This is a genomic window from Pseudomonas sp. R4-34-07 (assembly GCF_003852375.1).
Taxonomy (GTDB): Bacteria; Pseudomonadota; Gammaproteobacteria; order Pseudomonadales; family Pseudomonadaceae; genus Aquipseudomonas.
The window spans coordinates 1,296,459-1,322,896 of the sequence record NZ_CP027760.1 but is presented as its reverse complement, the minus strand read 5'-3'; the positions used below and the strand labels follow the sequence as shown (position 1 = coordinate 1,322,896).

Genomic DNA, 26,438 nt, shown 5'->3' with positions numbered 1-26,438 from the left:
ATGTTCGATCATTTTGCAAAGACCTCCAGCAGTCGCGGCGCAATTCTGTCCAGTGGGCGAATTTCAACAGCGGCGTCAATCGCCGCTGCCGCTTTGGGCATGCCATACACCGCCGAACTGTTCTGGTCCTGGGCGATGGTCAAATATCCTTGTTCTCGCATCAACTTGAGGCCCTGGGCCCCGTCGCGCCCCATGCCGGTCAGCAGTACGCCGACGGCGTCACCGTTCCAATGGCTGGCGACACTTTCAAAAAACACATCGATGGAAGGCCGGTAAATTTCGTTCACCGGCTCTGCGGTATAGGCTAGCGTGCCATTTTTCAACAAGCGAATATGGTGGTTGGTACCGGCCAGCAAGACCACCCCGCTTTGGGGCGGCTCCCCTTCACGGGCCAGGCGCACCGGCAGGCCCGACGCACTGCTCAACCACTCGGCCATTCCGGCGGCAAACACCTGATCCACATGCTGCACCAGCACGATCGCGGCAGGAAAGTCACGCGGCAACCCCTTGAGCAGTACTTCCAGGGCCGCGGGGCCACCCGCCGACGAACCAATGGCCACCAGGCTTTGGCGCTTGCCGGTGCTGCGCTGCGGCGCGGTTTCAGCGCGCACACGGCTGCCGCGCTGGCCGATCAGCCAGCCAATATTGAGGATCTTGCGCAACAACGGCGCCGCCGCATCCTTGGGGTTGCCCACCCCCAGCGCCGGCGTGTCCACCACATCCAACGCGCCGTGGCCCATGGCTTCAAAGACCCGGCTGACGTTGGCCTGGCGGTCCACGGTGACGATCACGATCGGGCATGGCGTGTCGGCCATGATCTGGCGGGTCGCTTCCACGCCGTCCATCACCGGCATGATCAAGTCCATCAGGATCAAATCCGGGATCACCTCAGCGCAACGCTGCACCGCTTCCAGGCCATTGCTGGCGACCCATACCACTTCATGGGCAGGCTCGAAACTCAAGGCGCGACGCAACGCCTCGACGGCCAACGGCATGTCATTGACGATTGCAATCCTCATGCCCGGGCGCCTCCAATCAATTCAACCACGGCGTCGAGCAGGGCGTCGTCGTGGAAGCTGGCTTTGGCTAAATAATAGTCGGCGCCGGCGTCGAGGCCACGGCGTCGGTCTTCTTCGCGGTCCTTGTAGGAAACCACCATCACCGGCAACGATTGCAGGCGACTGTCGCGGCGCAAGAGTGTGACCAATTCAATACCGTCCATGCGTGGCATATCAATATCTGTGATAAGCAGGTCGAAATCCTCGGAGCGCAATGCGTTCCAGCCATCCATGCCATCGACCGCAACGGCCACTTCATAACCGCGATTGAGTAATAACTTGCGTTGCAGCTCACGCACAGTCAGCGAGTCGTCCACCACCAGCACGCGCTTGCGCGGCGCCTCGGTGGCCTGCTGGCTGCGCCTTGCGATGCGCTCCAGGCGGCCGGTGTTGAGCAACTTGTCCACCGAACGCAGCATGTCTTCCACGTCGACGATCAAGGCCACCGAGCCATCGTCGAGCAACGCGCCTGCGGAAATATCCTGGACCTTGCCCAGGCGAGCATCCAGCGGCAACACCACCAGGGTGCGCTCGCCGATGAAACGTTCCACGGCAATCCCATACACGGCATCGCGCTCGCGGATCACCACCACTTTCAAGGTTTCCGAAGGGGTCTGCCCCGGTGGACGCTGCAACAGCTGAGTGGCGGCGACCAGGCCGACATGCCGGCCCTCGTGCCAGAAATGCTGGCGACCTTCCAGTTGCACAATGTCCTCGGGGGCCAGGTCGCACATGCGTTCGATGTGCGCCAGCGGGAAGGCATACGCCTCTTCGCCGACTTCCACCACCAGGCTGCGCACCACCGACAAGGTCAACGGCACCTCCAGATGAAAACGGCTGCCCTGCCCTGCCGCCTGCTCCAGCACCACCGCGCCGCGCAATTGACGCACCATATGCTGCACCGCATCCAGGCCCACGCCGCGACCGGAGACTTCGGTGACCTTGTCGCGCAAGCTGAACCCCGGCAGGAACAGGAACGTCAGCAGTTCCTCCTCGCTCAGGCGCAGCGCGGTTTCTACGGGGGACAGGTGCCGGTCGACAATGGTGCCGCGCAGGCGCTCAAGGTCGACGCCGTTACCGTCATCGCTCAACTCCAGCACCAACAGCCCGGCTTGATGCGACGCGCGCAGGCGAATCAAGCCTTCCGCCGGCTTGCCCGCCAGCAGCCGCTGCTCGGGCATTTCGATGCCGTGATCGACAGCATTGCGCAATAAATGCGTCAGGGGCGCCTCAAGCTTTTCCAGCACGTCGCGGTCGACCTGGGTTTTTTCCCCTTCGATCTCGAGGCGCACTTGCTTGCCCAGGCTGCGACCGAGGTCGCGCACCATGCGCGCCTGCCCGGCCAGCACATCGGCAAACGGGCGCATGCGACAGGCCAGTGCGGTGTCGTAGAGCACCTGGGCCCGCTGGCCGGCCTGCCAGGCGTACTCGTCCAGTTCGGCATTTTTTTCCGCCAGCAGCGCCTGGGCTTCGCTCAACAAGCGGCGGGTATCGGCCAGGGCTTCCTGGGCCTCGAGGTTCAAATCGACGACCTTGAGGTGACCGTCCAGGACATCCAGGGCCCGCAGGCTGTTGCTTTGAATGCGTTTGAGGCGCTGCAGGCTGGCGAGGTAAGGCTTGAGTCGCTGGGTTTCCACCAGCGACTTGCTGGACAGGTCCAGCAGGCTGTTCAAGCGCTCGGCCGTGACCCGCAGCACGCGCTCGCCGCCTTCGGTCATAGCTTTGCTCTGACGCGGCGGCTCGCTCAGTACGGCAGGCGCAAGTTCCGGTTCCGGCGCTTCGATCACCGGCGCGGCAGCCGGCTCGGGTTTCGGCGCGACCAGGGCGCTGGATTGCGACGGGTCCAGCAAGCGCTCCATCAGCGCCACATAGGCTGCAATATCCGCAGGCCCGACGTCATTGCCCGGGGTGGCGATGCGCATCAGTAAATCCGTACCCTGCAGCAACGCGTCGATATGTTCGGGCTGCAGGTACAAGCGGCCTTCCTGGGCACTGACCAGGCAATCCTCCATGACATGGGCCACGCTGACGCCAGCCTCCACACCGACAATCCGCGCCGCGCCCTTGAGCGAATGCGCGGCGCGCATGCAGGCCTCGAGCTGGTCGGCCTGGGTTGGGTTGCGCTCCAGGGCCAGCAGGCCTGCGCTGAGCACTTGGGTTTGCGCATCGGCTTCCAGGCTGAACAATTCCAACAGCGAAGCGTCGCGCATCTGGTCGGGGGTCATGCGAGGCTCCGGGTCACGGCGGACAGCAATTGGGCTTCGTCCAGCCAGCGCAGGCTGCGACCTTTCCACTGCACGACACCCTGAGTGAAGCGCGCGCTGGCCTGGGTGCCGGAGGCCGACGCGGCGTTCAAGGTGCGCTCATCAATGGCATGGATGCCATCCACTTCGTCCACCGGCATGACCACCGGGCCATCCTGCGCGGCAATAATCAACATGCGCGGCATGATGCGCCCGCCGGTGGCGCCGGTGCTGCTGCTGTCCAGGCCGAGCAATTCCACCAGCGACAAGCAGGCCACCAATGCCCCGCGCACGTTAGCCACGCCCAGCAAGGCCCGGGAACGCTGGTGAGGCAACGAGTGGATCGGTTGCAACGGCGCCACTTCCACCAGGCAACGGGTGGCAATGCCCAGCCATTCTTCGCCGAGGCGGAACATCAGCAAGGAGCGGGTGACCACCTGATGGTCGAGCTCGCCAGCCGCCTGCGCAGGCCGGTCGTCCTGCTGCAGCGCATAGCGGTCGAGCAGGCGCGTGGCGGCGGCGGAATACACCGAGCAGTTGCGGCAATGGATGTGTTCTGCCAGCAAGGGGCAGGATTTGTCGCCATGAATGCCGATGCGGTTCCAGCAGTCATCAATGGCTTGGGTGTCGGCCAGGGTCAGGTCCAGGCCTGCGGTGCCGAGCGCGTCAGGGCTACTCATCGTTTGGACTCACTGTCAGCTCGCTCGCTACGCGCGGCGCGCGCCTGCAAACGGCGCGCCCCCGCACTGTCGCCCTGGGACTCGAGCAACGCGGCCAGGTGCATCAAGGCCTGCGGATGCTGCGGTTCCAGGTACAAGGCTTTGCGGTAATAACTCTGCGCCTCCACGGCGCTGCCGGCGACATCGCTGAGCAGGCCCAGCCAGTAGAACACGGCGGCGGCCGGCGGATGGCTGTTCAAATAACGTTCGCAGGCAGCACGGGCCTCGGCACTTTTGCCTTGATTGGCGAAGGTGGCGATCTGGTTGAGCATCTCGCCTGCCTCCGGGGGCGGCGCTTTGACCGGTGCCGCCTGGGTGCCGGCCGTGCTGAACGGGCGCGGCTTGAGCGCGATCGGCGCCGGACTGCGCTGCGACGTGGGCGCCGGCATCGGTACAAACACCGGGGCGGGTGCGACCGGTTCCACATGCCGACTGAACGCAAAGGACTGCGGCACGCCAATCGAGCGCATGCCATGGCGCCCCAGCAGGGCACCTTCGGCCGGGCCGATAAACAGCACGCCGTCCACGTGGGTCAGCTCCTTGAGCACATCGAAGACTTGCTTCTGGGTCGACTGGTCGAAGTAGATCAGCAGGTTGCGACAGAACACAAAGTCGTAGGTGGGCTCGTTGGCCAGCAGGGCCGGGTCGAGCAAGTTGCCGACTTGCAGGCGTACTTGTTCGCGAACCCGGTCGGCAATGCGATAGGCACCGCCGTCTTCAGTGAAGTGACGGTCGCGAAACTCAAGGTCGCCGCCGCGAAACGAGTTCTTGCCGTACACGCCGCGGCGCGCACGCTCCACCGACAGCGGGCTGACGTCCATGCCCTGGACTTTGAATTGGTGCGGTGCCAGGCCCGCGTCAAGCAGGGCCATGGCGATCGAATAGGGTTCTTCGCCGGTGGAGCATGGCAGGCTGAGAATGCGCAACGCGCGCATCTGCTTGATTTCGGCCAACCGTGCGTGGGCCAGGCGAGCCAAGGTGGCAAAGGACTCGGAGTAGCGGAAAAACCAGGTTTCGGGGACGATCACCGCTTCGATCAGCGCCTGCTGCTCATCATGGGAGCAGTGCAGGAGCTGCCAGTACGCTTCTGCTGTCTGCGCCTGGGACAACTGGCAACGCTGGCGCACCGCGCGCTCGATGATCGCCTCGCCCACCGAGGCGACGTCCAGGCCGATGCGTTCTTTAAGGAAGGCCCAGAAGCGCGGATCACTGCTCATAGGCTCAACTCGCTGGAAAACAGCAAGGTGCGCACGTCATCGGTCAACAGCTCGGCGACGCCAATCCATTGCATCAAGCCCAGCGCATCTTCGCGCACCGGCCCCAGGTAAGGCGCCTGGCGGTTATCCAGGCCATAGGGCTGGAATTCGGCGGGGTCGCAACGCAAGGTGTCGGTAGCCTGTTCCAGAATCAGCCCCAGCCAACGCGCTTCGCTCCAGGGCTGTGGCTGATAATTGACCAGCACCAGCCGCGTGCTGGTACGCGCTTGGGCCGCAACGCCGAACGTCAAGGCGCTCAGGTCGATGACCGGCACCAGCGCGCCGCGATGGGCAAAGATACCCGCCACCCACACCGGTGCATGAGCGATGGGTTTGAGCGGCAGGCGCGGCAGCACCTCGACCACTTCCGTCGCCTTGAGGGCAAAGCGTTCATTGCCGATGTGGAACACCAGGAACAACGCCTTTTTCGCTGCCGGGACGGCGCCGCGTTTAGCCGCGAGGTCGCTCATCAGACTTTGAAACGCGACACGCCGCTGCGCAGACCGACCGCAACCTGGCTCAGTTCATCGATGGCAAAACTGGCCTGGCGCAGGGACTCGACGGTCTGGCTGCTGGCATCGCCCAGTTGCACCAGCGCGTGGTTGATCTGCTCGGCGCCGGTGGCCTGGGCCTGCATGCCTTCATTGACCATCAGCACTCGCGGCGCGAGGGCCTGCACTTGATGGATGATTTGCGACAGTTGTTCCCCCACTTGCTGCACTTCGAACATGCCTCGGCGCACTTCCTCGGAGAACTTGTCCATGCCCATCACGCCGGCCGACACCGCCGACTGGATCTCACGCACCATCTGCTCGATGTCGTACGTCGCGACGGCGGTCTGGTCGGCCAGGCGGCGCACTTCGGTGGCGACCACGGCAAAACCGCGCCCGTACTCACCGGCTTTCTCGGCCTCGATGGCGGCGTTGAGGGACAGCAGGTTGGTCTGGTCCGCCACTTTGACGATGGTCACTACCACTTGGTTGATGTTGCCGGCCTTTTCATTGAGGATCGCCAGCTTGGCATTGACCAGGTCGGCGGCGCCCATCACCGAGTGCATGGTTTCTTCCATGCGTGCCAGGCCCTGCTGACCGGAACCGGCGGCGACCGAGGCCTGGTCGGCGGCGGTGGACACTTCGATCATGGTGCGCACCAGGTCCTTGGAGGTCGCGGCGATTTCACGGGAGGTGGCGCCGATTTCAGTGGTGGTGGCGGCGGTTTCAGTGGCGGTCGCCTGCTGCTGCTTGGAGGTGGCGGCGATCTCGGTCACCGAGGTCGTGACCTGCACCGACGAGCGCTGTGCCTGGGAAACCAGAGCGGTCAGTTCGGTCATCATGTCGTTGAAGCCGGTTTCAACCACGTTGAACTCGTCCTTGCGCTCCAGGTTCAGGCGCTTGCTCAGGTCGCCGGTGCGCATGGTTTCGAGGATATCGACGATGCGCTGCATCGGCGCCATGATTGCGCGCATCAGCAGCAGGCCACACAGCGCGGCGGCAAGAATCGCCAGCAGCAGCGAGACGCCCATGCTGATTTTCGCGGCCTCGACGGCACTGTCGATGGCGTCGGTGGCGCCGTCGGCGACCTGTTTATTCGCGAGGATGATGTCATTGAGTTTCATGCGGCCGGCGACCCAGGCGGGCGTCAGTTGTTCGTTGAACAGCTTGAGTGCCTCGGCGGCGTTGTTGTTCTGCTGCGCCTCGAGCACCTTGGCGAGGGTCTGGTTGTAGCTCTGATGCAGCTTTTCGAAGGCATCGAACTCGTTGCGGTCCTGAGTGGAGCTGATGGTTTTCGTGTAATCGGCCATGTACTTTTCAAGGCGCGTTTCGAAAGACTTGTAGCCTTGCTTTTCGACCTCGGAAACGCCCTGGTTCTTGTGGATCCCCACCAACTCCTGGGTTTGCAGGTAGCTGTCGACCCAGGCGCTGCGAATCATCGAGCTTAAAAACACGCCAGGCACGGCGTCGTCCCGGACCAGGGTTTCGCTGGATTCGATTTTCAGCAGCCGCGAATACGAGAGCACGACCATCAGCAGCATGATCGCGATGATTACCGCAAAGCTCGCCAAAATCCGTTGGCGCAGGGTCCAGTTCTTCACAGTAATTCCTCGCAGGGCCATTCAAATGGAGGGGAGTATAGCTGAGCGCGGGCGTCTACTAATCAATGGTTTTAGGGGGTTTAGCAACAGTGCCAGTACTGGGCTGCGCCATTGCGGCAACTCAGCCAGACTCGATTTAATGTGGGAGAGGCTTGCTCTCTCCACACTTGAATGGATGCACGGCGCTGCTTATGTGTTGAGGCGTACCTGTTTCTCCAGCTCTGCCTTCAACCCCGGCTCAAGTTTCAGCTGGCGTGCCAGTTCGTCCAGGTAGGCCTTCTCCATGAAGTTTTCCTCGTCCACCAGCATCACGCTGGCGATGTACATTTCGGCGGCCATTTCCGGGGTGCTGGCGGCGCGGGCGACGTCGGCCGGGTCGAGGGGTTTGTTCAGCTCCGCGTGCAGCCAGGTTTGCAGATCGCGGTCGTTGTCGAGTTTGGTGAACTCGCCTTCGATCAACGCGCGTTCACGCTCATCCACGTGGCCGTCGGCCTTGGCGGCGGCAACCAGCGCCTTGAGAATGCCCTGACTGTGCTGCTCGACCTGGGCCGGCGGCAGGCGGTCGATGGTCTGCGGCTCACCCTGGGGCGCGCTGGCCTGCTGCGCCTGCCAATTGCCATAGGCTTTGTAGGCGATGACCCCCAAGGCAGCCAGGCCGCCGTAGGTCAGGGCCTTGCCGCCGAATTTGCGGGCCTTTTTGTTGCCCAGCAGCAAGCCCATGGCGCCGGCCGCCAGTGCGCCACCGCCGGCGCCACCGAGCAAACTGCCGAGCCCGCCGCCGCCAAGCAGCCCACCGAGGGCGCCTTTGTCGGCTGATGGGCGCTGGCCGCCAGCCTTGTTCTGCAACATGTCCTGACCAGACTTGAGCAACTGATCGAGCAATCCACGGGTATTCATGCGTAGCCTCCAGACACTTGGGTTCGTAGGACCAATAGGCCCCCAGCGTAAAACTAAGTGCCAAAAAGCCCCGATCTAGAGTGCTTCCAGATGTAACGCTCACCCTGATATCAGAAATGTCTTGCTGCACAGCGGCGCCATCATCCCGCCATCAATGATTTTTCCTTCACCATCGAACCGCTTAAGCTATCCGGCGTCTGTTTATTGTCCGTTGCGTTTGGCCGAAGGCATGTCCGAACCGTTATTTCTGATCCGTTACGTGCCAGGAACGGCGCGGGATTCGCTCACGACAGGTTGTCTCTATGCACCGCAGGAATTTGCTCAAAGCGTCCATGGCCATTGCGGCCTACACCGGTTTGTCGGCCAGTGGCCTGTTGGCCGCGCAGGCCTGGGCCGGCAACCGTGCCGCCGATGGCAAGGCCGTTGCATTCGATTTTGAAACGCTCAAAGCCCAGGCCAAGCAGCTCGCCGGCAGCGCGTATAAAGATACTCGGCAGGTGCTGCCGCCCACCTTGGCGACCATGACGCCACAGAATTTCAACGCCATCGGCTATGACGCCAACCATTCGTTGTGGAAGGAACTGAAGGGGCAGCTGGACGTGCAGTTTTTCCACGTCGGCATGGGTTTCAAGACGCCGGTGCGCATGCACAGCGTCGACCCCAACACCCGCGAGGCCCGCGAAGTGCATTTCCGCCCTTCGCTGTTCAACTATGAAAAAACCACTGTCGACACTAAACAACTGACCGGTGATCTGGGTTTTTCCGGCTTCAAACTGTTCAAGGCGCCGGAGCTGGACCGGCATGACGTGCTGTCGTTCCTCGGTGCCAGCTACTTCCGTGCAGTGGACTCCACCGGCCAGTACGGCCTGTCGGCGCGCGGCCTGGCGATTGACACCTATGCGAAAAAACGTGAGGAATTCCCTGACTTCACGCAGTTCTGGTTCGAAACCCCGGACAAGAACGCCACCCGCTTCGTGGTCTACGCCCTGCTCGATTCGCCCAGCGCTACCGGCGCCTACCGCTTCGATATCGACTGCCAGGCCAATCAAGTAGTGATGGCCATCGACGCGCATATCAACGCGCGCACCGCCATCGAACAGCTGGGGATTGCGCCCATGACCAGCATGTTCAGTTGCGGCACGCATGAGCGGCGGATGTGCGACACCATCCACCCGCAAATTCACGACTCGGACCGACTGGCCATGTGGCGTGGCAACGGCGAGTGGATCTGCCGCCCGCTGAACAACCCGGCCAAGCTGCAATTCAACGCATTCGCCGACACTAATCCCAAAGGTTTTGGCCTGGTCCAAACCGACCACGAATTCGCCAGTTACCAGGACACGGTGGACTGGTACAGCAAGCGCCCCAGCCTGTGGGTGGAACCCACCACCGCTTGGGGTGAGGGCTCGATCGACCTGCTGGAAATCCCGACCACTGGCGAAACCCTCGATAACATCGTGGCCTTCTGGACCCCGAAAAAGCCGGTGGCGGCCGGTGATTCGCTCAACTACGGCTACAAGCTCTACTGGAGCGCCCTGCCGCCGGTGAGCACACCGCTGGCCCAGGTCGACGCGACCCGTTCAGGTATGGGTGGGTTCACCGAAGGTTGGGCCCCGGGCGAGCATTACCCTGAGGTGTGGGCACGCCGCTTTGCCGTGGATTTCAAGGGCGGCGGCCTGGACCGTTTGCCACCCGGCACGGGCATCGAGCCGGTGGTCACCTGCTCCCACGGCGAGGTGAAAGACTTCAGCGTGTTGGTGCTCGATAACATCAAGGGCTATCGCATTCTGTTCGACTGGTACCCCACCAGCGACAGCGTGGAGCCGGTAGAGCTGCGCTTGTTTATCCGCACCCAGGACCGCACCTTGAGCGAAACCTGGCTGTATCAGTACTTCCCGCCCGCGCCGGACAAGCGCAAATACACCTGAACCATCTGTGGCGAGGGAGCTTGCTCCCGCTGGGCCGCGAAGCGGCCCCAAACGATGGGACTGCTGCGCAGTCCAGCGGGAGCAAGCTCCCTCGCCACAGGTACCGTGTTCGCCTTGCCTGAAGGGCGTCGTGGCGAGCCCGTTTCGTCATTCAGAACCGCGACACGGTTTTCATCGCCCCGATCAGATAGCGCATCGCTACCTGGTCGCTCTCGGTCAGGGCGCGATAATGCGCCAGCAATTCAACTTCATCCGAACTCAAACTGCGGCCACGCAAGGACATCCTGCGGGTCAGAAAAGATAACACCCCACCCGCTACACCATAGGACTTGGCCATGGACTACTTCTCCTGATATCGATCCAATACTCCTGCCTTAAGCTTAGAAAGAATCCAGTTACGTGTGGGATTTTTTTAGAGTATTAACTTAAATAATTAGATCGGTAATAAATACCTACAGTCGATTCCCATGCATTCGTCGCTTAAATCCGCCTTCTTCATATAGGCGAGCAAAAAAAACCCACCGGATCAGGGTGGGCTCTGTAGGCATACGCTAAGGATCAATCCCTGAGATCGGACTCATGAATCGGCTGGTCGCGGTGCGTCGCCCGCTGATATTGCGCCGGCCAGATCGCCTTGCGCCCGCCCAGGTCATCGTCGGCATGCAGCGGCCAGTACGGATCGCGCAACAATTCACGGGCGAGGAAGATGAGGTCGGCCTGGCATGTGCGCAGGATATGTTCGGCCTGGGCCGGTTCGGTGATCATGCCGACCGTGCCGGTAGCGATGCCCGACTCTTTGCGCACGCGCTCGGCAAAGCGCGTCTGGTAGCCGGGACCGGTGGGGATTTCGGCGTTGGCGGCGGTGCCGCCGGAGGACACGTCGATCAGGTCCACGCCCAGGTCTTTCAGCCGGCGCGCCAGTTCGACGGTTTCATCGGGGTTCCAGCCGTCCTCCACCCAGTCGGTGGCCGACACGCGCACAAACAGCGGCAAGTCCTGGGGCCACACGTCGCGCACCGCGCGGGTGACCTCCAGGACCAGGCGGATGCGGTTTTCGAACGAACCGCCGTACTGGTCCTGACGCTGGTTGCTGATGGGCGACAGGAACTGATGCAGCAGGTAACCGTGGGCGGCATGGATCTCTACCACTTCGAAACCGGCAGTCAAGGCACGCTTGGCGGCGGCGACGAAATCGGCGATCACCTGCTGGATCTGCCCTTCGTCCAGCGGTTTGGGTTGAGTGTGCTGGGGGTCGAATGCGATAGGCGATGGGCCGACCGGCACCCAGCCACCGTCTGCCGGCTTGACGCTGCCATGCTTGCCGATCCAGGGCCGATACGTGCTGGCCTTGCGCCCGGCGTGCGCCAGCTGAATACCGGCCACCGCGCCTTGGGCCGCAATGAAGCGCGTAATGCGTTGCAAGGGTTCGATCTGTTCGTCTTTCCAGAGGCCCAGGTCCTGGGCGGTGATGCGGCCATCGGCGGTCACGGCGGTGGCTTCGGTAAAAATCAGCCCGGCGCCACCGACGGCGCGGCTGCCCAGGTGCACCAGATGCCAGTCGTTGGCCAGGCCATCCTCACTTGAGTACTGGCACATCGGTGAGACCGCGATGCGGTTCAACAGGGTGAGTTGACGCAGGGTGTAGGGTTCGAGCAGCTGACTCATGGCGCACCTCTTCGGGTTCTGTGGGCAAGCTCCAAGGCTCTCTTACATGGTGCTTAGAGCCTAGTCGACAACGACGGATCGCACAGGGTTCAGAGGTAAACGGTTCAGAAGTAAACCGGGAGCCATTGCCGGCTCCCGCAGGGCAGCGCCTTACATTTCGACCTGGGTGCCCAGTTCGATCACCCGGTTGACCGGGAGCTTGAAGAAGCGCAGGTTGCCGTTGGCATTCTTCAGCATGAACGCGAATAACGCTTCGCGCCAACGCGCCATGCCCTTGATGCGCGAGGCGATCACGGTTTCACGGCTGAGGAAGTAGGTGGTGCGCATCGGGCTGAAATCCAGTTCGTCCAGATGGCACAGCTTCAGCGCCTCGGGCACGTCCGGCTCATCGGTAAAGCCGAAGTGCAAGATCACCCGGAAGAACCCTTCGCCATAGGCGTCTACTTCGAAACGCCGCGTCGCAGGCACACGCGGGATGTCTTCGTAGACCACGGTCAGCAGCACCACCTGCTCGTGCAGCACCTGGTTATGCAGCAGGTTGTGCAACAGCGCGTGGGGCACGGCGTCAGGCCGCGCCGTGAGGAACACCGCCGTGCCCTGCACGCGATGGGGCGGCTGCACGCGGATACTGCTGATGAATATCGGCAGCGGCAGGCCACCTTCGTCTAGGCGCTCGACGAGCAATTGCTTGCCGCGCTTCCAGGTGGTCATCAGCACGAACAGCACGATCCCGGCCAATACCGGAAAGGCGCCGCCCTGGATGATCTTCGGCACGTTGGCGGCAAAGTACAGCCCGTCCACCAACAGGCAGCAGAGCAACACCGGCACGGCCAGCACCGGCGGCCATTTCCACAGCAGCAGCATCACCGCAGACACCAGGATCGTGGTCATCAGCATGGTGCCGGTCACCGCTACGCCATAGGCCGACGCCAACGCACCGGAAGACTCGAAGCCCAGCACCAGCAGGATCACGCCGACCATCAGCGACCAGTTCACCGCGCCGATATAGATCTGGCCCTGTTCGGCGCTGGAGGTGTGTTGAATGTGCATGCGCGGGATATAGCCCAACTGGATCGCCTGGCGCGTCAGCGAGAACGCACCGGAAATCACCGCCTGGGAGGCAATCACCGTGGCCAGGGTCGACAGCACCACCAGCGGGACCAGCGCCCAGCTCGGCGCCAGCAGGTAGAACGGGTTGCGGGCCGCTTCCGGATCGCCCAGCAGCATGGCGCCCTGGCCGAAATAGTTGAGCACCAGCGCCGGCAGCACCAGGATGAACCAGGCGCGGGCGATGGGTTTGCGGCCGAAGTGGCCCATGTCGGCATACAGCGCTTCCGCCCCGGTCAGGGCCAGCACCACCGCGCCGAGGATGGCCACGCCAATTCCGGGGTGCGCCTCGAAGAAGCGCACGGCCCACATCGGGTTCATGGCGCTGAGCACCTCAGGGTGCAGGGTGATGCCATACACGCCGAGGCCGCCAAGCACCAGGAACCAGGTCACCATCACCGGGCCGAACAGCTTGCCGATGCGGTCAGTGCCGTGTTTCTGGATCAGGAACAGCGCCACCAGTACCACCAGCGCGATAGGGACTACCCACCGTTCCAGGCCATCGAAAGCCAGTTCCAGGCCCTCGACGGCCGACAACACCGAAATCGCCGGGGTGATCATGCTGTCGCCGTAGAAAAGCGCGGCGCCGCACAAGCCGCACACCACCAGGAAACTGCGCAACTTCCTGCGCTCCCCCGCTGCCCGGCGCGCCAGGGCAGTCAGTGCCATGATGCCGCCTTCGCCCTGGTTATCGGCGCGCAGCACAAACAGCATGTACTTGATCGACACGACCCAGATCAGCGACCAGAAGATCAGCGCCAAAATCCCCAATACGCCGTCATGGTTGACCTGCACTCCATAACCGCCGTTGAACACCTCTTTAAGGGTGTAGAGCGGGCTGGTGCCGATATCGCCGTACACCACCCCTACCGCTGCCACCAGCATGCCAATCGGCTTGGCGTTTGAATGCTCGGCACCCGCTGCCTGACTACTTGCCTGACCCATCAACCACTCCTGCCCTTTGACCTGAGGTCTTTTATAAACAACGTGCCCAAACGGCCCCTAGCATGCGCTGTTTTACTTCACGTAACAGACGTTTTGTTGACCTTAGGATTTTACCTACGCGCAACGGCGCGAAGCATAGCGCAGCACTCGTCGCATTTCCCTGCATAAAGCTGGTCAAGTGCGTGGCCCGCCGCTAGAATTGCGCACTTTTTGATCAGAGGCGTCACAAACGCCCGTATACCGCCGTGTCGTGCCCGACTGGCGGCGTCATTCAATACCGAGGTTAGACATGTCCACCACCATCGCAAAAGCCAACCCCAAGGTCGGCTTTGTATCCCTGGGTTGCCCGAAGGCTCTGGTTGACTCCGAGCGCATCCTCACGCAACTGCGTATGGAAGGCTATGACGTCGTGTCCACTTACCAGGACGCCGACGTGGTGGTGGTCAACACCTGCGGCTTTATCGACTCGGCCAAGGCTGAGTCTTTGGAAGTGATCGGCGAAGCCATCAAGGAAAACGGCAAGGTCATCGTGACCGGCTGCATGGGCGTGGAAGAAGGCAATATCCGTAACGTCCACCCAAGCGTGCTTGCCGTGACCGGCCCGCAGCAGTATGAGCAGGTGGTCAACGCCGTACACGCCGTGGTGCCGCCGCGCCAGGACCACAACCCGCTGATCGACCTGGTGCCGCCGCAAGGCATCAAGCTGACCCCGCGTCACTACGCTTACCTGAAGATTTCCGAAGGCTGCAACCACAGCTGCAGCTTCTGCATCATTCCGTCGATGCGCGGCAAGCTGGTCAGTCGTCCGGTCGGCGACGTGCTGGACGAAGCCCAGCGCCTGGTCAAATCCGGCGTGAAAGAGCTGTTGGTGATCTCCCAGGACACCAGCGCCTATGGCGTCGACGTCAAATACCGCACCGGTTTCTGGAATGGCGCGCCGGTGAAAACCCGCATGACCGAACTCTGCGAAGCCTTGAGCAGCCTGGGCGTGTGGGTGCGCCTGCATTACGTTTACCCGTACCCGCACGTTGACGAGCTGATCCCATTGATGGCCGCCGGCAAGATCCTGCCGTACCTGGACATCCCGTTCCAGCACGCGAGCCCCAAGGTGCTCAAGGCCATGAAACGCCCGGCCTTCGAAGACAAGACCCTGGCACGCATCAAGAACTGGCGCGAAATCTGCCCGGACCTGATCATTCGCTCGACCTTTATCGTCGGTTTTCCTGGCGAAACCGAGGAAGACTTCCAGTACCTGCTGGACTGGCTGACCGAAGCCCAGCTGGACCGCGTCGGCTGCTTCCAGTACTCGCCGGTTGAAGGCGCCCCGGCCAACCTGCTGGACCTGGCCGTGGTGCCGGACGACGTCAAGCAAGACCGTTGGGAGCGCTTCATGGCGCACCAGCAGGCGATCAGCTCGGCGCGCCTGCAACTGCGCATCGGCAAGGAGATCGAAGTGCTGATCGACGAAGTCGACGAGCAAGGCGCGGTTGGCCGTTGCTTCTTCGATGCGCCGGAAATCGACGGTAACGTGTTTATCGACGACGCCAGCGGCTTGAAACCCGGCGATAAGGTGTGGTGCACGGTGACTGACGCCGACGAGTACGACTTGTGGGCTGAAAAGCGCGATTGATTGTAAAAAAATGAAAAAGCCCCGCTCCTGAACAGGATGCGGGGCTTTTTTACGTCTATCGTTTTGCCCATCACTCCCAATAAGGCAAAGGGTCGCGGGCATGCGTCAGCATTCGGTCATCCACACACCTAAAACCTGCGACTACCCAGAGTTGACACGCATTTGGGAGGCCTCGGTGCGGGCTACCCACGACTTCTTGCCGGACAGCTACATCCTGCGCCTGAAAAACCAGGTGCTGACTCGCTATCTGGACGCCGTGATGCTGATCTGCACCAAGGACGCGCGCCAACGCATCACCGGGTTCGCCGGAGTGGCTGCGGGCAAGGTCGAAATGCTGTTTATCGACCCACCCTTTCGAGGCCAGGGCCTGGGCCGGCAATTGCTGCGCTATGCGATCGAGTGCATGAATGCCGATGAGCTGGATGTGAACGAGCAGAACCCCCAGGCGCTGGGGTTCTATTTCAAGCAAGGCTTTGAAGTGGTCGGACGCACGGAACACGACGGCCTGGGCCAGCCCTATCCGTTGCTGCATATGCGCCTGCGCCAGCAGCAGCACATAGGCAGTGGCTGACCACCTTTTGAATCGCGCTTTATCAATAAAGCACCGCGCTGAAATGGGGCCGGGATTAACCGGCCCCACACAGGTACAATAGCCGCCCCCTTTTGTTACGGCCCTTGTCATGACTGACCCCATACGCCTCTCCAAACGCCTTATCGAACTGGTCGGTTGCTCCCGTCGGGAGGCTGAGCTGTTTATCGAAGGCGGCTGGGTCACGGTGGACGGTGAAGTGATCGATGAACCACAGTTCAAGGTCACCACCCAAAAGGTCGAGCTGGACGTAGAAGCCAAAGCCACCGTGCCGGAGCCGGTGACCATCCTGCTGCACGCTCCGGCGGGCATGGATGCCGAGACGGCCATGGCGTCGATCAGCGCCGAGACGCTGTCGGAAGAGCACCGCTTCAGCAAGCGCCCGCTCAAGGGTCATTTCCTGCGCCTGACCGCCAGTGCCGACCTGCAAGCCAAGGCCAGCGGCCTGCTGGTGTTCACCCAGGATTGGAAGATTCTGCGCAAGTTGACCGCCGATGCCGCCAAGATCGAGCAGGAATACGTGGTGGAAGTCGAGGGCGACATGGTGGCCCACGGCCTCAACCGCCTGAACCACGGCCTGACCTACAAAGGCAAGGAGCTGCCGGCCGTGAAAGCCAGCTGGCAGAACGAGAACCGCCTGCGGTTTGCGCTGAAAAACCCGCAGCCGGGGGTGATCGCGTTGTTTTGCGAAGCCGTTGGCTTGAAAGTCGTCGCCATCCGGCGCATTCGCATCGGTGGCGTCTCCATTGGCAAGGTGCCCGTGGGCCAATGGCGTTACCTGTCCGGCAAAGAGAAGTTCTAAGCCGGTGCCCTTTTCCCGACACTGCCTGACTGGGCAGTGTCTACCCCGTTGAAAACCAGGATTGCCCACCATGATTCACAACGACGTACTGCGCAGCGTGCGCTACATGCTCGACATCAGCGACAACAAGATGGTCGAGATCATCAAGCTCGGCGGCATGGACGTAACCAAGGAAGACGTGCTGACTTACCTCAAGAAAGATGAGGAAGAAGGCTTCGTGTTTTGCCCGGATGAGGTGATGGCGCATTTCCTCGATGGCTTGGTCATGTTCAAGCGCGGCAAGGACGAAAGCCGTTCGCCGCAGCCGATCGAAACCCCGGTGACCAACAATATCATCCTGAAGAAACTGCGCGTGGCCTTCGAATTGAAGGAAGACGACATGCACGCCATCCTCAAGGCTGCCGAGTTCCCAGTGTCCAAGCCGGAGCTGAGCGCGCTGTTCCGCAAGTTCGGTCACACCAACTACCGCACCTGTGGTGACCAGTTGCTGCGCAACTTCCTCAAGGGGTTGACGCTGCGGGTTCGCGCGTAAGCCATGAGTTATCAGGTCGCGCCCGTCGGCTTCGTACGCTCCTGCTTCAAGGAGAAGTTCGCTATCCCGCGCCAGCCGCAACTGGCGCCGGCTGCCCGTGGTGTGCTGGAGCTGATGGCGCCGTTCGATGGCGGCGAAGCCGTGCAGGGCCTGGAACAGGTCAGCCATGTGTGGCTGCTGTTTCTGTTCCACCAGGCGCTGGAAGACAAGCCACGCCTTAAAGTGCGCCCGCCACGCCTGGGCGGCAACACCGCCATGGGCGTATTCGCCACCCGCGCGACCCATCGCCCCAATGGCATCGGCCAGTCGGTGGTAAAGCTGGACAAGGTAGAACCGGGGCGCCTGTGGATTTCCGGGATTGATTTGCTCGACGGCACGCCGGTGCTGGATATCAAGCCGTATGTGCCCTATGCCGACAGCGTTGATACCGCCACCAACCGCATCGCCAGCGGTGCGCCGCAGCTGATTGGCGTGCAGTGGCTCAAGACTGCACTGCAACAGGCCCAGGGCCATGCGCAGCGTCTTGGCGAGCCGTTAGTGGAGTTGATCGATCAGTGCCTGGCGCAGGACCCGCGCCCTGCCTACCAGACGCCCGGGCCTGAACGCGAGTACGGTGTGCAGTTCTGGGATGTGGATGTGCGTTGGCACTATCCCGAGGCGGGGCTGATTTGTGTGCTGGAAGTGGTGCCGGCCAAATAAACCGGAAACAAATGTGGGAGGGGGCTTGCCCCCGATAGCAGTGTGCCAGTCACTCATCTATGACTGATCCACCGCAATCGGGGGCAAGCCCCCTCCCACATTTTTTATCGCGTTTATTTTTCGACGAACGCACGTTCGATCAGATAATCACCCGGCTCACGCATGCGCGGCGAAACTTTCAGACCGAAGCTGTTCAGCACTTCGCTGGTCTCGTCCAACATGCTTGGGCTACCGCACAGCATGGCACGGTCGTCTTCGGGGTTGATCGGTGGCAGGCCGATGTCGCTGAACAGCTTGCCGCTGCGCATCAGGTCGGTCAGGCGGCCCTCGTTTTCGAACGGCTCGCGGGTCACGGTCGGGTAGTAGATCAACTTGTCACGCAGGGCCTCGCCGAAGAATTCGTTCTGCGGCAGGTGCTCGGTGATGAATTCGCGGTAGGCGACTTCGTTGACGTAACGCACGCCGTGGCACAGGATCACTTTTTCGAAGCGCTCGTAGGTCTCCGGGTCCTGAATCACGCTCATGAATGGCGCGAGGCCCGTGCCGGTGCTGAGCAGGTACAGGTGTTTGCCCGGCTTCAAATCGTCAAGCACCAGGGTGCCTGTCGGTTTTTTGCTGATGATGATCTCGTCGCCTTCCTTCAAATGCTGCAACTGGGAAGTCAGCGGGCCATCCGGCACCTTGATGCTGAAGAATTCCAGATGCTCTTCCCAGTTCGGGCTGGCAATGGAGTAGGCGCGCATGAGCGGGCGGCCGTTGGGCTGTTGCAGGCCGATCATCACGAACTGACCGTTCTCGAAGCGCAAACCCGGATCGCGGGTGCACTTGAAGCTGAACAGAGTGTCGTTCCAGTGATGAACACTGAGGACACGCTCGTGGTTCATGTTGCTCATGTACGGGGACTCCTGGAAATGGGCCTGCGCCACAGATGAAGTGCGCAATTGCACAGCATTCTAATGGCGGCGACAATATCTGTTAACTGGATTATTAAGATAAGGGTTATCGGTTATATCGATATGCGATTCACTCTCCGTCAACTGCAAGTCTTCGTTGCCGTCGCCCAGCAGGAAAGCGTCTCCCGCGCTGCTGGCCTTCTGGCCTTATCCCAATCCGCCGCCAGCACGTCGATTACCGAGCTGGAGCGCCAATCCAGCTGCCAATTATTCGACCGCGCCGGCAAACGCCTGAGCCTCAATGCGCTCGGGCATCAATTGCTGCCTCAAGCGGTGGCCCTGCTGGACCAGGCCAAGGAGATCGAGGACCTGCTCAACGGCAAGTCCGGCTTTGGCTCACTGGCCGTGGGCGCCACCCTGACCATCGGCAATTACCTGGCCACCCTGCTGATCGGCAGCTTCATGCAGCAGCACCCCGAGAGTCAGGTGAAACTGCATGTGCAAAACACTGCGCATATCGTGCATCAGGTGGCGCATTACGAAATTGACCTGGGTCTGATTGAAGGCGATTGCAGCCATCCGGACATCGAGGTGCAGACCTGGGTGGAGGATGAGCTGGTGGTGTTCTGCGCGCCCCAGCATCACTTGGCCAAGCGTGGCGTGGCCAGCATGGATGAGCTGACCCATGAGGCGTGGATCCTGCGGGAACAAGGCTCAGGCACGCGCCTGACATTTGATCAGGCTATGCGCCATCATCGCAGCGCGCTGAATATCCGCCTGGAGCTGGAACACACCGAGGCGATCAAACGAGCAGTGGAGTCGGGTTTGGGGATTGGTTGCATTTCGCGACTGGCACTGCGCGATGCATTCCGGCGTGGCAGCCTGGTGCCGGTAGAAACCCCGGACCTGGACCTGGCCCGGCAGTTCTACTTTATCTGGCATAAGCAGAAGTACCAGACCTCGGCGATGCGCGAGTTCCTGGAACTGTGCCGCGCTTTTACCGCCGGGGTTCAGCGCAGCGACGAAATCGTATTGCCGAGCATCGCATGATCGTTAGATCAGAATGACCGCCCACACCAGCGCGATCATGGTCAGGGCCACGAATTGCGCGGCGCTGCCCATGTCCTTGGCGTTTTTCGACAGCGGGTGGCGGTCCAGGGAAATGCGGTCGATCGCCGCTTCCACCGCAGAATTGAGCAATTCGACGATCAGCGCCAGCAGGCACACGGCAATCAGCAACGCCCGTTCGACGCGGCTGACCTGCAGGAAAAAACTCAACGGAATCAGGATGACGTTCAGCAGTACCAACTGGCGGAACGCCGCCTCGCCGGTGAAAGCCGCGCGCAGGCCATCCAGGGAATAGCCCCCTGCGTTGAAGATACGTTTGATACCGGTTTGACCCTTGAAAGGCGACATAGATGTAGGCAACTGAACCAAAGAAGTGGGGAAGCTAGATCACGCAAAGTCAAAAAAGCGTGAACCGGTTGTAACTTAATGCTGCGAAATTGACTCAAGTTGTTGCAAGAGCAACGCCGCCTGGGTGCGCGTTCGCACCCCCAACTTGCGGAAAATCGCCGTGACGTGGGCCTTGATGGTCGCTTCCGACACGCTCAGCTCGTAGGCAATCTGCTTGTTCAACAAGCCCTCGCAGACCATGGTCAATACGCGGAACTGCTGGGGCGTCAAACTGGCCAAGCCATCACGAGCCGCCTTGGCTTCGTCGGACACGTTGATTTCTTCAAACGCTTGCGGTGGCCAGGACACATCGCCGTCCAGTACGGCACGCACAGCCTTTTGGATATCTTCCATCGCGCTGGACTTGGGAACGAAGCCGCTGGCGCCGAACTCCTTGGAGCGCACCACCACATCGGCGTCTTCCTGGGCCGAGACCATCACCACGGGAATCTGCGGATATTGCCCGCGCAGCAGCACCAACCCCGAAAAACCATAGGCGCCGGGCATGTTCAGGTCGAGCAGCACCAGGTCCCAGTCGGATTTTTCAGTCAGGCGGGCTTCCAGCTCGGCAATGCTGGCGACTTCGACCAGGCGCACGTCCGGGCCAAGGCCCAGGGTTACGGCCTGATGCAGCGCACTGCGAAACAGCGGGTGGTCATCGGCTATCAGGATTTCGTATGTGGCCATTGATTAAATGATCCTGTTTTTAGGGGAGCCCTGATGGGTTCAGGGTCCGCCAGTACACAAGGCAACAGCCAGGCAGCCATCGCCACGGGGCACGCTCAACGTCAAAAACATGCGAAACAACGTCGAAAAACCAAGCTAGCGCCCCAATCGGCGCCCAGCATGCCCAGCGCAGCCTGGGGGGTCAAGCGCTACGCCCATGGGGATTTTAGCGGGTTACGCGATTAAGGTGCCATCATGCGAACGTCGAGGGGTCAGGCCGCGGGGATATAAGGCGCCAAACGCGTGTGGGCACTGTCCGTCGCGTCCAGAGGCAACTGAAACTTGGCGGCCAGATAATGCGTGCTGAATACATCGAGGTAGGCGTCCAGGACTTCGCTGGCGAGCTGATCATCGGCCAACTCCAGACACAGCGCGGCAACCTCGGCGGTGCAGAAATGATCATCACGCTTGGAGCGGCGCAACTTGTAGCGTGACAGCTGCTCCGGCGCCAGGCTCAGCACAGGCAAATGCTCCAGGTAGGGGCTCTTGCGAAACATCTTGCGCGCTTCGCTCCAAGTGCCGTCCAGCAGGATGAACAGTGGGCGCTTGCCCGCCTGGGTATTCACCGCGCTGACCACCCGCTCGGGCGCCACGAATTCGCCGGGGAACACGATGTACGGCTGCCACTGCGGATCGGCCAGCAAGGTGAGCAGGTCCGGATCGACTTCGGTGCGCGACCAGGCGAACGCCGTGGTGTCGTCGATAACGTCGGCGATCAGCCAGCCGGTATTACTGGGCTTCATCGGTTCGACGTCGTGCATCAACAGGCACATGGCAGCGTTGGCCTGAACCGTTGGTCGCCATGCGCACAGGCAATACTCGGGAATCACTCGGCAACCGGAGCACCGCTCGGCACGCGATCCCCGATTAAGGAAAGGCCTGACGGCTCGGGCCAGGCGCTCGGTACGCAAGCGGGAGACGGCGTGGCTCATCGGATGCGCCATACGGACGGGTAAATCGACACAGGGTCACTCAAGAGCAATTGAAGTGCGCGCAGTTTACCAGCGATACGCCTGGCTGTAGTGGCAAGCGCTCACCTATAATTGCGCGCCACTGAACGCACAGCGCAGTGGCTGGTCTATGCACCAGTAACCGAATCAGGAGAGTTTGATGCTGCGTTCCATGCTGCGCCTCGTTGCCCCATCCGTCGCTATCGCGCTGGCCTTGCCTGTGGGCGCCCACGCAGCCTCGCTGCTGGAGGCTCAAATGAACCGGAAGCTGCAAAGCGTCGCGACCGAAAGCAACAAGGACCTGCCCCGGGAAATCGATGAAAAAACCCTGGAAGTGGCCTACACCGTTGAAGGCACGCAACTGATTGATCATCTGAGCGTGCTGCCTGACCGCGCCGAACAGATGCGTGCCAATCCCAAGGCGGTATATTTCCAACTGGGCCGCAGCGTATGCACCAACCCAGGCTACCGAGAACTGATGGCGAAGGGCGCGGTGATGCGCTACGAAATTACCGAGAACAAGACCAACCGTCCTGTAGCCTCGGTAAAATTCGCCGAAGCCGACTGCCCGGCTCCAACCAAGAAGAAAAAGTAACCCTGGCTTGCCATTCGCGCGTGGCTGCCTGGCGACGCGCCCTCCCCCGCTTCAACGACTGACGCCATGGCGAGTGACCAATAAGCGGTTGCCAGCCAAGGGTTTTTCGGCCCATGATCGCATCATTCCATCCGCCCGCCCGCAGCAGCATTCACTGCTGTTCTGCAACGTTTTTTCAGGGCAAAAGAGGCCTGCCCTCCTGCGGCAAGCACGACACATGCAGTGTCGCGGCCCCTGCCGACGCTCGTCGGCTACCCAGGCCCTGTGAAGAAGGAGAAGTTGAATGCCTTATGAATCGAATGACTCCCTGCTCCAGCTTTTTGAACAAAATGGCACCGACCTCACTCAACAAGTGGACGCGCAACTCCAGCTGATCGCCCCCAACAGTGCAAATATCCCCTTGTATCGCGACATGATCCTCACCGTTCTGCGCATGGCCCAGGATGACCGCGACCGTTGGAACGCCAAGATCACCTTGCGCGCCATTCGTGAGTTGGACCATGCCTTCCGTGTACTCGAACAGTTCAAGGGGCGGCGCAAGGTGACGGTGTTCGGCTCGGCACGTACGCCAGTGGAAAGCCCCCTGTATGCATTGGCTCGAGAAGTAGGCGCAACGTTGGCGCGTTCCGACCTGATGGTCATCACCGGCGGCGGCGGCGGCATCATGGCTGCGGCGCATGAGGGCGCGGGCCTGGAGCACAGCCTGGGGTTCAACATCACCCTGCCGTTTGAACAGCATGCCAATCCGACCATCGACGGCACCGACAACCTGCTGTCCTTCCACTTCTTCTTTACCCGCAAACTGTTTTTCGTCAAGGAAGCCGACGCACTGATCCTGTGCCCGGGTGGTTTCGGCACCCTGGACGAAGCCCTGGAAGTGCTGACCCTGATCCAGACCGGCAAAAGCCCACTGGTGCCGGTGGTACTGCTGGACGCACCCGGCGGCGGCTTCTGGCAAGGCGCTCTGGATTTTATCCGCAGCCAGCTGGAGGCTAATCGCTATATCCTGCCGACCGACCTCAAGCTCATACGCCTGGTCTACAGCGCAGAAGAAGCCGTGGACGAGATCAATCGGTTTTATGCCAACTTCCATTCAACGCGCTGGCTGAAGCGTGAGTTCGTAGTGCGCATGAATCATCCACTCAGTGATCGAGCCCTAGCGCATTTGCAGGATGAGTTTGCCAGCCTGCGGCTGAGCGGAGCGTTCCAGCAGCTTGCCTACACAGGCGAAGACCATGACGAGCCAAGGTTCAGTCATTTGACGCGACTGGTCTTCAACTTCAATGGCCGCGACCAAGGGCGATTGCGCGAATTGGTGGATTACATCAACTTGCCGGAAAACTGGGTCCAGGCTCAGGGTGAGACGCAGCAGCGGGTGACGCCACAGCCTGCGTGATTTTTTGCAGGCGAAAAAAAAGGCCCACTATTTTCATAGTGGGCCTTTCGTTTTGTGGCGTTCAGTCGTCCATGTCCCGACCGCTTAACAAGCGGCTGATCATGTCCATCGAAAACCCGCGATAGCTCAGGAAGCGGCCTTGTTTCGCACGCTCCCTGGCATCAATCGGCAGATGGCCTGAAAACTTGCGGCGCCAAGTCTCTTCCAACTGCGACTGCCAACTGATACCGCACTCACGCAGGGCGAGGTCGATATCGGCACGTTGCAGGCCGCGCTGGCTCAACTCTTCGCGAATCCGCGCAGGGCCATAACCGGAGCGCGCGCGGTAGGACACAAAGCTTTCGAGGTATCGGGCTTCCGACAGCAGCCCTTCTTCCGTCAAACGGTCGAGGGCCGTTTCGATCATTTCAGGCTCTGCGCCGCGCTGACGCAATTTGCGCGTCAGCTCGACTCGACCATGCTCGCGACGTGCGAGCAGGTCCATTGCAGTGCGCCGAACGGCAACGAGTGTATCCAGTACAACAGTCATCGTTTGCTTCAGATGTCAGTGTCGGCTTCTTCCATCTCGTCAACCGGCTCACGGTTGGCGGCGGCTTTGACGTCTGGCGCAGGGGTCAGCAGCTTGTCGCGAATCTGCTTTTCAAGCGTGGCGGCGATATCCGGGTTGTCTGCCAGGAACTTGGCCGAGTTGGCCTTGCCCTGACCGATCTTGCTGCCGTTGTAGGCATACCAGGCACCGGACTTCTCGACAAAACCGTGCAGCACGCCCAGGTCGATCATCTCGCCGTTCAGGTAGATGCCTTTGCCATAAAGAATCTGGAACTCTGCTTGGCGGAAAGGCGGGGCTACCTTGTTCTTCACGACTTTGACGCGGGTTTCGCTACCGACAACCTCGTCACCTTCCTTCACCGCGCCGGTACGACGGATATCCAGACGAACCGAAGCGTAGAACTTCAGCGCGTTACCACCGGTGGTGGTTTCCGGGCTGCCGAACATCACACCGATTTTCATACGGATCTGGTTGATGAAGATCACCAGGCAGTTGGCGTTCTTGATGTTGCCGGTGATTTTACGCAGCGCCTGGGACATCAGGCGGGCTTGCAGGCCCACGTGCATGTCGCCCATTTCGCCTTCGATTTCTGCCTTGGGTACCAGGGCAGCCACGGAGTCGACCACGATCACGTCGATGGCGTTGGAGCGCACCAGCATGTCGGTGATTTCCAGGGCTTGCTCACCGGTGTCTGGCTGGGAAACCAGCAGGTCGTCGACGTTGACGCCCAGCTTGCCGGCGTATTCAGGATCCAGGGCGTGCTCGGCATCGACGAATGCGCAGGTGGCGCCCATTTTCTGAGCCTGGGCAATCACCGACAGGGTCAGGGTGGTTTTACCGGAAGATTCAGGACCGTAGATCTCAACGATACGGCCTTTTGGCAGGCCGCCAATGCCGAGCGCGATATCCAGACCCAGAGAGCCAGTGGAGATAGCCGGGATTGCCTGACGGTCGTGATCGCCCATACGCATTACGGCACCCTTGCCGAATTGACGTTCGATCTGACCCAGGGCCGCAGCCAAGGCTTTCTTCTTGTTGTCGTCCATTAAAGTCCTCACGTAATCAATAAGGCCTGACGGCCAACACCTGTATAAGTAGACAGTATTGTTCCACAAAGATCGAAGATCGCCTACCCCTGATTGTCTATTTCTGCTGCAGCTCGTCGCAACAAGCCCTCCAGCGCGGCTTTTACCGTTTGTCGCCGGACTTCATCGCGGTTACCGGGGAAGTGCGCAAGCTCGGCCGTGACCTCATCGCCCACGCCGAACGCCAGCCATACCGTGCCCACCGGCTTGTCCCGCGTACCACCGTCCGGGCCCGCCACGCCGCTGACTGCCACGGCAAACCGCGCCAGGCTTTTTTCCTGTGCCCCTCGCACCATTGCTTCGACCACTTCCTGGCTGACGGCGCCAACTTTGGAAAACAGCTTTTCCGGTACGTTCAATTGCCGGGTCTTCTGTCGGTTGGAATAGGTAACATAGCCCGCCTCGAACCACGCCGAACTGCCCGGTATGCGCGTGATGGCTTCGGCGATACCGCCGCCGGTGCAGGACTCGGCGGTGGTGACATGGGCATTGAGCACCTGCAAACGGCGCCCCAGTTCAGCAGCCAGTTGAGTGATTTCCTTCACGGTCATCTCCAGGAATGGGCGGTGGTTCGCCTACCCTACAGCAGCCCATCGGTCATGCAAGTTGCAGAGTGCATCAAAAGA

26 protein-coding genes are annotated in these 26,438 nt (G+C 61.1%); 9 read left to right on the top strand and 17 right to left on the bottom strand.

Going from position 1 to position 26,438, the window contains the following annotated elements; all coding sequences use genetic code 11:
* Positions 1 to 8: 8 nt before the first annotated feature.
* The 7 genes from C4J85_RS05930 to C4J85_RS05900 all read right to left on the bottom strand — a co-directional run bounded on the left by C4J85_RS05930 (position 9) and on the right by C4J85_RS05900 (position 8,265).
* Positions 9 to 1,019, bottom strand: coding sequence for a chemotaxis response regulator protein-glutamate methylesterase (locus C4J85_RS05930; protein WP_124366082.1), 1,011 nt, complete (start codon positions 1,017 to 1,019; stop codon positions 9 to 11).
* On the bottom strand, positions 1,016 to 3,283 hold the full coding sequence (locus C4J85_RS05925; protein WP_124409211.1) for a hybrid sensor histidine kinase/response regulator: 2,268 nt from the start codon (positions 3,281 to 3,283) through the stop codon (positions 1,016 to 1,018). Before C4J85_RS05925 ends, C4J85_RS05930 begins: the two co-directional genes overlap by 4 nt.
* On the bottom strand, positions 3,280 to 3,981 hold the full coding sequence (locus C4J85_RS05920) for a chemotaxis protein CheW (RefSeq protein WP_124409210.1): 702 nt from the start codon (positions 3,979 to 3,981) through the stop codon (positions 3,280 to 3,282). The genes C4J85_RS05925 and C4J85_RS05920 overlap by 4 nt, the downstream gene beginning before the upstream one ends.
* Positions 3,978 to 5,237, bottom strand: a complete 1,260-nt coding sequence (locus C4J85_RS05915) for a protein-glutamate O-methyltransferase CheR (RefSeq protein ID WP_124409209.1) — start codon at positions 5,235 to 5,237, stop codon at positions 3,978 to 3,980. Before C4J85_RS05915 ends, C4J85_RS05920 begins: the two co-directional genes overlap by 4 nt.
* Positions 5,234 to 5,746: a chemotaxis protein CheW gene (locus C4J85_RS05910; RefSeq protein ID WP_124409208.1), complete on the bottom strand. Its 513-nt coding sequence runs from the start codon at positions 5,744 to 5,746 to the stop codon at positions 5,234 to 5,236. The genes C4J85_RS05915 and C4J85_RS05910 overlap by 4 nt, the downstream gene beginning before the upstream one ends.
* Positions 5,746 to 7,368 (bottom strand): methyl-accepting chemotaxis protein, encoded by a 1,623-nt coding sequence (locus C4J85_RS05905; RefSeq protein ID WP_124366077.1) that lies wholly within the window; start codon positions 7,366 to 7,368, stop codon positions 5,746 to 5,748. Before C4J85_RS05905 ends, C4J85_RS05910 begins: the two co-directional genes overlap by 1 nt.
* Before the next feature lie 189 nt (positions 7,369 to 7,557).
* Entirely contained in the window at positions 7,558 to 8,265 is a 708-nt protein-coding gene (locus C4J85_RS05900) for a tellurite resistance TerB family protein (protein WP_124409207.1), read from the bottom strand.
* A 302-nt stretch (positions 8,266 to 8,567) separates the two neighbouring features.
* On the opposite strand from C4J85_RS05900, the gene C4J85_RS05895 reads away from it, so the two are divergent.
* On the top strand, positions 8,568 to 10,193 hold the full coding sequence (locus C4J85_RS05895) for a glucan biosynthesis protein D (protein WP_124366076.1): 1,626 nt from the start codon (positions 8,568 to 8,570) through the stop codon (positions 10,191 to 10,193).
* Positions 10,194 to 10,344: 151 nt separating this feature from the next.
* On the opposite strand, the gene C4J85_RS05890 is transcribed toward C4J85_RS05895, so the two are convergent.
* From C4J85_RS05890 to C4J85_RS05880, 3 genes are all read right to left on the bottom strand, one after another.
* Positions 10,345 to 10,530, bottom strand: a complete 186-nt coding sequence (locus C4J85_RS05890; protein WP_124366075.1) for a hypothetical protein — start codon at positions 10,528 to 10,530, stop codon at positions 10,345 to 10,347.
* 221 nt (positions 10,531 to 10,751) lie between these two features.
* Complete coding sequence (locus tag C4J85_RS05885; RefSeq protein ID WP_124409206.1) at positions 10,752 to 11,858, bottom strand: NADH:flavin oxidoreductase/NADH oxidase; 1,107 nt, start codon at positions 11,856 to 11,858, stop codon at positions 10,752 to 10,754.
* Between the two features lie 150 nt (positions 11,859 to 12,008).
* Complete coding sequence (locus C4J85_RS05880; RefSeq protein WP_124361561.1) at positions 12,009 to 13,910, bottom strand: potassium transporter Kup; 1,902 nt, start codon at positions 13,908 to 13,910, stop codon at positions 12,009 to 12,011.
* A 289-nt stretch (positions 13,911 to 14,199) separates the two neighbouring features.
* Here C4J85_RS05880 and rimO point away from each other — a divergent pair, with 289 nt between their 5' ends.
* The 5 genes from rimO to tsaA all read left to right on the top strand — a co-directional run bounded on the left by rimO (position 14,200) and on the right by tsaA (position 18,162).
* Positions 14,200 to 15,540: a 30S ribosomal protein S12 methylthiotransferase RimO gene (gene rimO / locus C4J85_RS05875; protein WP_124406428.1), complete on the top strand. Its 1,341-nt coding sequence runs from the start codon at positions 14,200 to 14,202 to the stop codon at positions 15,538 to 15,540.
* 100 nt (positions 15,541 to 15,640) lie between these two features.
* Positions 15,641 to 16,111: a GNAT family N-acetyltransferase gene (locus tag C4J85_RS05870; RefSeq protein WP_124366043.1), complete on the top strand. Its 471-nt coding sequence runs from the start codon at positions 15,641 to 15,643 to the stop codon at positions 16,109 to 16,111.
* A gap of 109 nt (positions 16,112 to 16,220) precedes the next feature.
* Positions 16,221 to 16,931, top strand: coding sequence for an rRNA pseudouridine synthase (locus C4J85_RS05865; protein ID WP_124409205.1), 711 nt, complete (start codon positions 16,221 to 16,223; stop codon positions 16,929 to 16,931).
* 70 nt (positions 16,932 to 17,001) lie between these two features.
* Positions 17,002 to 17,463, top strand: coding sequence for a DUF1456 family protein (locus C4J85_RS05860; RefSeq protein WP_124409204.1), 462 nt, complete (start codon positions 17,002 to 17,004; stop codon positions 17,461 to 17,463).
* 3 nt (positions 17,464 to 17,466) lie between these two features.
* Positions 17,467 to 18,162 (top strand): tRNA (N6-threonylcarbamoyladenosine(37)-N6)-methyltransferase TrmO, encoded by a 696-nt coding sequence (gene tsaA / locus C4J85_RS05855; RefSeq protein ID WP_124409203.1) that lies wholly within the window; start codon positions 17,467 to 17,469, stop codon positions 18,160 to 18,162.
* Between the two features lie 113 nt (positions 18,163 to 18,275).
* Here the strand turns inward: tsaA and fpr are convergent, their stop codons facing one another.
* The gene (fpr, locus tag C4J85_RS05850) at positions 18,276 to 19,055 is read right to left on the bottom strand and encodes a ferredoxin-NADP reductase (protein ID WP_003189055.1); all 780 of its coding nucleotides are present in this window, start codon (positions 19,053 to 19,055) and stop codon (positions 18,276 to 18,278) included.
* 123 nt (positions 19,056 to 19,178) lie between these two features.
* Between fpr and C4J85_RS05845 the strand changes: the two genes are divergently transcribed.
* Complete coding sequence (locus C4J85_RS05845) at positions 19,179 to 20,105, top strand: LysR family transcriptional regulator (RefSeq protein ID WP_010212678.1); 927 nt, start codon at positions 19,179 to 19,181, stop codon at positions 20,103 to 20,105.
* 3 nt (positions 20,106 to 20,108) lie between these two features.
* Here the strand turns inward: C4J85_RS05845 and C4J85_RS05840 are convergent, their stop codons facing one another.
* From C4J85_RS05840 to C4J85_RS05830, 3 genes are all read right to left on the bottom strand, one after another.
* Positions 20,109 to 20,471 carry a diacylglycerol kinase gene (locus tag C4J85_RS05840; RefSeq protein WP_124361552.1) on the bottom strand — a complete coding sequence of 121 codons (363 nt, stop codon included), beginning with the start codon at positions 20,469 to 20,471 and terminating at the stop codon, positions 20,109 to 20,111.
* 75 nt (positions 20,472 to 20,546) lie between these two features.
* Positions 20,547 to 21,197 (bottom strand): response regulator transcription factor ErdR, encoded by a 651-nt coding sequence (gene erdR, locus C4J85_RS05835; protein WP_124409202.1) that lies wholly within the window; start codon positions 21,195 to 21,197, stop codon positions 20,547 to 20,549.
* A 251-nt stretch (positions 21,198 to 21,448) separates the two neighbouring features.
* Positions 21,449 to 22,168, bottom strand: coding sequence for a tRNA-uridine aminocarboxypropyltransferase (locus C4J85_RS05830; protein WP_124409201.1), 720 nt, complete (start codon positions 22,166 to 22,168; stop codon positions 21,449 to 21,451).
* A gap of 178 nt (positions 22,169 to 22,346) precedes the next feature.
* Between C4J85_RS05830 and C4J85_RS05825 the strand changes: the two genes are divergently transcribed.
* Together C4J85_RS05825 and C4J85_RS05820 are read left to right on the top strand one after the other, a co-directional pair.
* Positions 22,347 to 22,781 (top strand): PA3611 family quorum-sensing-regulated virulence factor, encoded by a 435-nt coding sequence (locus C4J85_RS05825; protein WP_124366038.1) that lies wholly within the window; start codon positions 22,347 to 22,349, stop codon positions 22,779 to 22,781.
* Between the two features lie 283 nt (positions 22,782 to 23,064).
* Complete coding sequence (locus C4J85_RS05820) at positions 23,065 to 24,177, top strand: TIGR00730 family Rossman fold protein (RefSeq protein WP_124366037.1); 1,113 nt, start codon at positions 23,065 to 23,067, stop codon at positions 24,175 to 24,177.
* 61 nt (positions 24,178 to 24,238) lie between these two features.
* On the opposite strand, the gene recX is transcribed toward C4J85_RS05820, so the two are convergent.
* The 3 genes from recX to C4J85_RS05805 all read right to left on the bottom strand — a co-directional run bounded on the left by recX (position 24,239) and on the right by C4J85_RS05805 (position 26,357).
* Positions 24,239 to 24,706 (bottom strand): recombination regulator RecX, encoded by a 468-nt coding sequence (gene recX / locus C4J85_RS05815; protein ID WP_124366036.1) that lies wholly within the window; start codon positions 24,704 to 24,706, stop codon positions 24,239 to 24,241.
* 8 nt (positions 24,707 to 24,714) lie between these two features.
* On the bottom strand, positions 24,715 to 25,773 hold the full coding sequence (recA, locus tag C4J85_RS05810) for a recombinase RecA (protein ID WP_005785454.1): 1,059 nt from the start codon (positions 25,771 to 25,773) through the stop codon (positions 24,715 to 24,717).
* 83 nt (positions 25,774 to 25,856) lie between these two features.
* Positions 25,857 to 26,357 (bottom strand): CinA family protein, encoded by a 501-nt coding sequence (locus tag C4J85_RS05805; RefSeq protein ID WP_124366035.1) that lies wholly within the window; start codon positions 26,355 to 26,357, stop codon positions 25,857 to 25,859.
* Between the last annotated feature and the right edge of the window lie 81 nt (positions 26,358 to 26,438).